At 72.7% G+C, this 5,627-nt stretch carries 10 protein-coding genes; all 10 read left to right on the top strand.

Annotated features, from left to right (window positions below):
* Window positions 1–334: hypothetical protein (locus ACFWP7_RS31770; RefSeq protein ID WP_384388401.1), on the top strand; the 334-nt coding region annotated here is incomplete at its 5' end.
* Window positions 335–359: 25 nt separating this feature from the next.
* The gene (locus ACFWP7_RS31775) at window positions 360–776 is read left to right on the top strand and encodes an NUDIX domain-containing protein (protein WP_384388404.1); all 417 of its coding nucleotides are present in this window, start codon (window positions 360–362) and stop codon (window positions 774–776) included.
* A gap of 110 nt (window positions 777–886) precedes the next feature.
* Window positions 887–1,192: a hypothetical protein gene (locus ACFWP7_RS31780; RefSeq protein ID WP_384388407.1), complete on the top strand. Its 306-nt coding sequence runs from the start codon at window positions 887–889 to the stop codon at window positions 1,190–1,192.
* An 88-nt stretch (window positions 1,193–1,280) separates the two neighbouring features.
* Window positions 1,281–1,967, top strand: coding sequence for a GGDEF domain-containing protein (locus ACFWP7_RS31785; RefSeq protein ID WP_384388410.1), 687 nt, complete (start codon window positions 1,281–1,283; stop codon window positions 1,965–1,967).
* Window positions 1,964–2,434, top strand: coding sequence for a hypothetical protein (locus ACFWP7_RS31790; RefSeq protein WP_384388412.1), 471 nt, complete (start codon window positions 1,964–1,966; stop codon window positions 2,432–2,434). The genes ACFWP7_RS31785 and ACFWP7_RS31790 overlap by 4 nt, the downstream gene beginning before the upstream one ends.
* Window positions 2,431–2,967 carry a WhiB family transcriptional regulator gene (locus ACFWP7_RS31795; protein WP_384388415.1) on the top strand — a complete coding sequence of 179 codons (537 nt, stop codon included), beginning with the start codon at window positions 2,431–2,433 and terminating at the stop codon, window positions 2,965–2,967. Before ACFWP7_RS31790 ends, ACFWP7_RS31795 begins: the two co-directional genes overlap by 4 nt.
* A 9-nt stretch (window positions 2,968–2,976) precedes the next feature.
* The gene (locus tag ACFWP7_RS31800) at window positions 2,977–3,849 is read left to right on the top strand and encodes a histone-like nucleoid-structuring protein Lsr2 (RefSeq protein WP_384388418.1); all 873 of its coding nucleotides are present in this window, start codon (window positions 2,977–2,979) and stop codon (window positions 3,847–3,849) included.
* A gap of 2 nt (window positions 3,850–3,851) precedes the next feature.
* A complete protein-coding gene (locus ACFWP7_RS31805; protein WP_384388421.1) occupies window positions 3,852–4,334 on the top strand; it encodes a hypothetical protein in 483 nt (160 codons plus the stop codon).
* A gap of 14 nt (window positions 4,335–4,348) precedes the next feature.
* Window positions 4,349–4,816 carry a hypothetical protein gene (locus tag ACFWP7_RS31810; RefSeq protein WP_384388424.1) on the top strand — a complete coding sequence of 156 codons (468 nt, stop codon included), beginning with the start codon at window positions 4,349–4,351 and terminating at the stop codon, window positions 4,814–4,816.
* A partial coding sequence (dnaN, locus tag ACFWP7_RS31815) for a DNA polymerase III subunit beta (RefSeq protein ID WP_384388427.1) occupies window positions 4,813–5,627 on the top strand: 815 nt, incomplete at its 3' end. The genes ACFWP7_RS31810 and dnaN, both read left to right, overlap by 4 nt.

Consider the following 5,627-nt stretch of genomic DNA (forward strand, 5'->3'; position numbering starts at 1 on the left):
CGTCCCCGACGGCACCCGCCGCAGGTACGACGCCTGGGACGGACGCCTGGACGACACCCGTGCGGTGAGCGACTGGGCGCACTTCAAGGCGCGGTACTCCCGACGCGCGGCCGGCCTCAAGACGGCCTACACGCTCGCCGGGGCCGCTGCCGAGAAGGCCGCGACCGACGCCGGTGCCGACACGGACGCCGTCGCCGCGATCAGCCTGCGCGCCCGCTGCCTGGTCGCCGGTCAGCTCCTCCACGACCGGATCCGCTCGGGCGAGTACGAGAAGTCGATCCGCGCCCTGCTGCTCGGCACCCAGCTCGACACCCCCGCCCCCGTCCCGGCCTGACCGCTTCGAGCCCAGGAGGCACCTGATGATCACCGCCACCACCGACGAGACGATCCGCTACACCGCCGACGTCGTCCTGCTCGCCGCCGGCCACGTCCTGCTGATCGAGCGGGGCTGGGACCCGTTCAAGGGCCGGTGGGCGCTGCCCGGCGGCCATGTGGACGCGGGGGAGACCAGCCTGGCCGCCTCCGTGCGCGAGCTGGAGGAAGAGACCGGCATCACCGTCCCGGCCGCCGACCTCCGGCAGGTGGGCGCATTCGACGCACCCGGCCGTGACCCGCGCGGCCGGTACGTCAGCGTCGCCTACACGGCCACCCTGCCCATGCCGCTCCGGCCGACGGCAGGCGACGACGCCACCGCCGCCCGCTGGTGGCCCCTGACCGCGCTCCCGGACCTCGCGTTCGACCACGCCGACATCCTGGCGAGCGCCACGACCCGCTGAACCTTCCTCGAGGGAAGCGGCGTTCCTCCGTGCCGCCCCGGCCTTCCCGGCCGGGGCGGTCGCGGTGTTCCGCCACGACCAGCACGACCAGCAGGAAGGAGATGGGCGTCATGCCGCAGCAGAAGGTCTTCGAGGTCGACGTCCCGATTCACCACACCACCAACCGGGCGCTGCACGGCGTGCACGTCTTCACCGGCAGGGCGTCCTCCACGAGTGAGGCCCTCACCCGCGCCCATCAGGTCTACGACGCGGCCCTCGCCGCGCAGCAGGCCGGACTCGAGAACCCCGGCAGGCAGGACGGCGACTGGGGAGCGTGCGGTGTGCGCATCGGCTGGGAGCCCGACTGGGCGGCGGCGAAGGCCGGCGCCTGGGTCAACCCGTACAGCTGGAGGAACCGCACCGTCTACGAGCTTTAGATACGCCCCGAGGCAGGCGCACCAGGTCTGGAAACCGTCGCCTGCCTCGGGCCACCCATCCCGCACGAAACGAGAGGGAGTCACCAGTATGACCTCCATAGCCCGCGTGGCGTTGCCCTCCGGCACGATCACTACGGCGCTCGCCGCGGCCGCCATACCGGCTGCCGGGTGGGCCGCCCACAACGTCGTGTGGCACCGGCGCCTCGCCGACGCGAGTCGGGACAAGCTCACCGGAGCCCTGCGCCGCGACGCGTGGGAGCCGCGTATCCAGCGGTTCATCACCCGCTACGGCGACAACGCACTGCTGCTCATCTGCGACGTCGACCACTTCAAAACCTTCAACGACGACTTCGGGCACCACGTCGGCGACCTGGTCCTCAAGTCCACGGCCTCCCGGCTGATGGAGTGGGCGGGAAGCCGCGGCATCGTCGGCCGGATGGGCGGCGACGGCGGCGACGAATTCGTCGTCGGCGCGTGGGTCGGTGCCGGCCGCCGCAGCCTCCGGCTGGACCAGCTCAACCGCGCCCTGCGCGAGCCGGTCGACACCGGAGACGGACCCGCGGTCGACGTCGCCGTGTCGATCGGGGCCGCCGCCCCGGACGTCATCGGCACCCGCGACCGCGAGCGGCTCCAGCGCGCCGCCGACGTCGCCATGTACGCGGGCAAGCACACCGGCCAGCCCGTCCTGGCGACCCGCGCGCACGCCGACGTCGCCACCATCAACGGCCGCCGCCCCGGCCGTATCGGAACCCACGCCGGACCGGAGGCAGCGTGAGCCCAACCCTGTACGCCCCGGACTGGATCCGGGGCGTCACCGTCAAGGAGCCCTGGGCGACGTCCATCCTGCGCGGCGGCAAGCGCGTGGAGAACCGGCCGAAGCCGTGGGCGCCGGGCTGGCGCCTGCTGCATTCCGGTGCGGAGAAGACCATGGACCGGGCCGCCCTGCGCGACCCGCTCGTGGCCCGCGCGATCCGCGGCCACCAGCTGCAGTTCAGCGCGGTCCTCGGTGTCATCCGGATCACCGGCTCCCACGACTCCCGCACCGAGGCCGGGAAACTGTGCAGCCCGTGGGCGCAGCGCGACTGCTTCCACGTGGACCTGGACGACGACGTCCACGTCCTGCCGCTGCCTGTTCCCTGCGGCGGGGCGCTCGGACCGTGGCGCGTCCCGCTCGATGTCTTCGAGCAGGTCCTCCTCCAACTCCCCCACCTGAACGAGCTGTTCCCGGAGGCCACGTCATGAGCCGCCCCGGCATCGCCAAGCCGACCGACTTCACCGCCCCCGACTCGCGCTTCCCCTTCCCCCACAGCCCCACCCCCACCCGCTGCCAGACGGAGCCGAAGCTGTTCGACTTCACCAACGGCGATCACACCAACGGCGATCGGGCGGCGACGGAGAAGCGGCTGGAGAAGGCACGCACGGCGTGCTCCAGCTGCCCCATCGTCAAGAACTGCCTGCGGTGGGCGCTGGTCAACAAGCCGGTCACGAAGGTCGGCATCTGGGCGGCCACCACCCCGGGCCAGCGCACTGCCCTGCGCAAACGCATGGCCGACCGCCTCGGACCGGACTGGATCGACGTCCTCGCCGCCCAGGACCAGGCCCGCCGCGAGCGGGCCGCCGCCGCCCGCCACACCCCGCTGCCCGTGAACCAGGCGCGCATCGTCCGGCTGGACCGCGCGGTGAACGGTCCGATGCCGGTGCACCGGCTGATCACCCCCGAGCGGCAGCAGCACAACCTCGTCCGGCTCACGGCCGGCCTCAAGGCTGCGTCGTAGGAGGCCGCGATGTTCACCGACTGGCAGCGGGCACTTGAAGCCGAATCGCTCCCGCTCAACCCCAGCCCCGCAGAAGAGCTCGCCGCCGCGAGCCGCCTTGTCGCACGCAACGCCCGCGACAAGGACGACCTCACCGAACTCCTGGGCTACCTCGGGACGCCCACCGACAACGACACCCTCACCACCCTGCTCCCCCTCATCGCGGACAACGGAGACACCCACCCCATGACCGAGACCCCGCAGACCCCGAACGCGTTCGAGGCGATGGCCCTGTCCATGCACGCCAACGGCGACGGCACCGGCGCGATCACCGCCGCGACCGGCCTCAGCGAGGACGAGCTCACCGAGCTGCTCGCCGCCCACGACCAGGAGGCCACCGTCACCCCGGAGGCTGTGACCGAGACGGAGAGCCCGGCAGAGACGGAGACGTTGGACGCGGACTCCCTCCAGGCCCTGCTCGCCTGGGCGGACAAGCAGCCGGCGGCCGACGTCCGTAACCGGGCCGCCCGGATCCGCTCCGACTGGGCTGAGCTGACCCAGCGCCGCGCCGCCGCCGATGACGCGCAGCGGGTTGCCGAAGACCGGGTTGCCAAGCTCAAGGCCGAACTGGAGAAGGCTGAGGAGGAGCTTCGGGCCGTCAAGGCCGGCACCCTCCCCGCCCCTCTCGCCCCCGTCGCCCCCGTCGCCACCACGGCGACGGTGACGGCCGCGCCCACCCCGATCCGGTCGGGAATGGGCAGCGGACGCACCCCGGAGGAGCTCGCCGCCGTCAGGTCCTGGGCGCGCGCCAACGGCCACCGGGTCGCGGACAAGGGCATGATCGCGAAGAAGATCCTGGACGCGTACGACGCCGCCCAGACCCTGGCCGCGAAGGCGAGCTGACCGTGGCCGACGCGATAGCCCTGGACGGCTTCCTGGACGAAGAGACCGTGTCCGGCCTGCGCGGCTCCAGCGCACGGTTCCGCATCTTCGTCTCGCCGACGGACGAGCGCACGGACGAGATGATCCTGCCCTGCACGGTGGAGGACCCGGCCATGGCGGCCGCCGTGCTGTACGACCTGGTCCCCGGCGACCTGGTCCGCGTTACCGGCTACGTCCGGCTGCCCCGCACCCCGGACGAGCCGATGTGGCTGGACGTCACCGACCTCGAGCTCCTGCAGACCGCACCGCCGCGCACCGACCTCGACACGGCCCCCACGTCGATGCTGGAGCGCTACGGCCCGTACGTCTGCTGGTTCGACGCGGACACCAGCGAGGTGGAGGTGTTCACCGAGGCCGGTGACTGGGTCGGCACCGCTCCGGAGCCGAACGGCCTCGGGGAACTGCTCGAAGCCTTCGAGCAGCGCCAGGCCGCCAGCGGCGACTAGCCGGGGGCCGCGCTGTGCCGATCCGGCCCGAGAACATCCTCCGCTACCCGGCCAACTGGCCGGAGATTTCCCGGGCCATCAAAGACAGGGCCGGGTGGCGGTGCGAGTGCGAGGGCGAATGCGGCCGGGGCACCCACCCCGGCCGCTGCCCCAACGTCCACGAAGGCGAGGCGTACGGCACCGGCAGCACTGTCTGCCTCACCACCGCCCACCTCGATCACACCCCCGAGAACTGCTCTCCCGAGAATCTGCGCGCGATGTGCCAGGGCTGCCATCTGCACCTGGACGCCGGGCACCACGCCGTCACCCGCGCCACGACCCGCGCCCGGGCCCTCGCTGACGCCGGACAGCTCGCCGTCGACGTCGGCCCGGCCGCCACCCCGGTCATGCCGCCCACCCGGCCGCAGACCTCGCGCTCCGCGGCTCCGGACACCGAACAGCTCCTCCTGGACCTCCCCGTACCCGAAGGGACCCGCCCGTGAAGCTCACCGTTGCACAGGCAGACCTCGCCGCCGCCGTCGGCTACGCCGCCCGCAGCCTCCCCGCCCGCCCGCCGATCCCCGTCCTCGCCGGTCTCCTCCTGGACGCCACCGGCGAACGGCTGCGTGTCAGCGCCTTCGACTACGAGGTCAGCGCCGACACCACCGCACCCGCCACCGTCACCGAGAACGGCCGCGCCCTGATCTCCGGACGGCTGCTGGCCGACATCGTCGGCACGGTCCGCGGCGACGTTCACCTCGAGCTCACCGGCCCCCGCATGGTGCTCAAGGCCGGATCCGCCCGCTTCACCCTGCCGACCCTGCCCCTGGAGGAGTACCCCACCCTCCCCGACCCGGGCGCCACCGCCGGCACCCTCGCTGGTCCCGACCTTGCTGAGGCAGTCGCCCAGGTCGCCAGTGCGGTCAGCAGGGACGAGGCCCTGCCCGTCCTCACCGGCATCGGCCTGCGCCACGACAGCGAGACGGGCACCCTCACCGTCTACGCCACCGACCGCTACCGGTTCGCCGTCCGCACCCTGGCGTGGAAGGACGCGAACCTGCCCGACTGTACCGCCGTGATCCCGGCCAAGGCCCTCACGGACGCGACCAAGGCCGCCGCCGACGACACCACCGTCGACCTCGCCCTTCCCACCGCCGACTCGGGCCTGTTCACCGTGCGCAGCGAGAACCACACCACCACCATCCGGGCCCTGGAGGGCGAGCTCCCCAAGTACGAGGCACTCTTCCCGACCGAGTTCGCGTACAGCGCCACCGTGGAGATCGCCGCCCTCAAAGCGGCCGCCCAGCGCGTCGC

It is taken from the genome of Streptomyces sp. NPDC058470, from assembly GCF_042721055.1.
GTDB lineage: Bacteria > Actinomycetota > Actinomycetes > Streptomycetales > Streptomycetaceae > Streptomyces.

Coding starts and splice junctions, on each gene's coding strand:
- ACFWP7_RS31775 (WP_384388404.1), top strand. CDS start 360: ATGATCACCGCCACCACCGACGAGACGATCCGCTACACCGCCGACGTC.
- ACFWP7_RS31780 (WP_384388407.1), top strand. CDS start 887: ATGCCGCAGCAGAAGGTCTTCGAGGTCGACGTCCCGATTCACCACACC.
- ACFWP7_RS31785 (WP_384388410.1), top strand. CDS start 1,281: ATGACCTCCATAGCCCGCGTGGCGTTGCCCTCCGGCACGATCACTACG.
- ACFWP7_RS31795 (WP_384388415.1), top strand. CDS start 2,431: ATGAGCCGCCCCGGCATCGCCAAGCCGACCGACTTCACCGCCCCCGAC.
- ACFWP7_RS31800 (WP_384388418.1), top strand. CDS start 2,977: ATGTTCACCGACTGGCAGCGGGCACTTGAAGCCGAATCGCTCCCGCTC.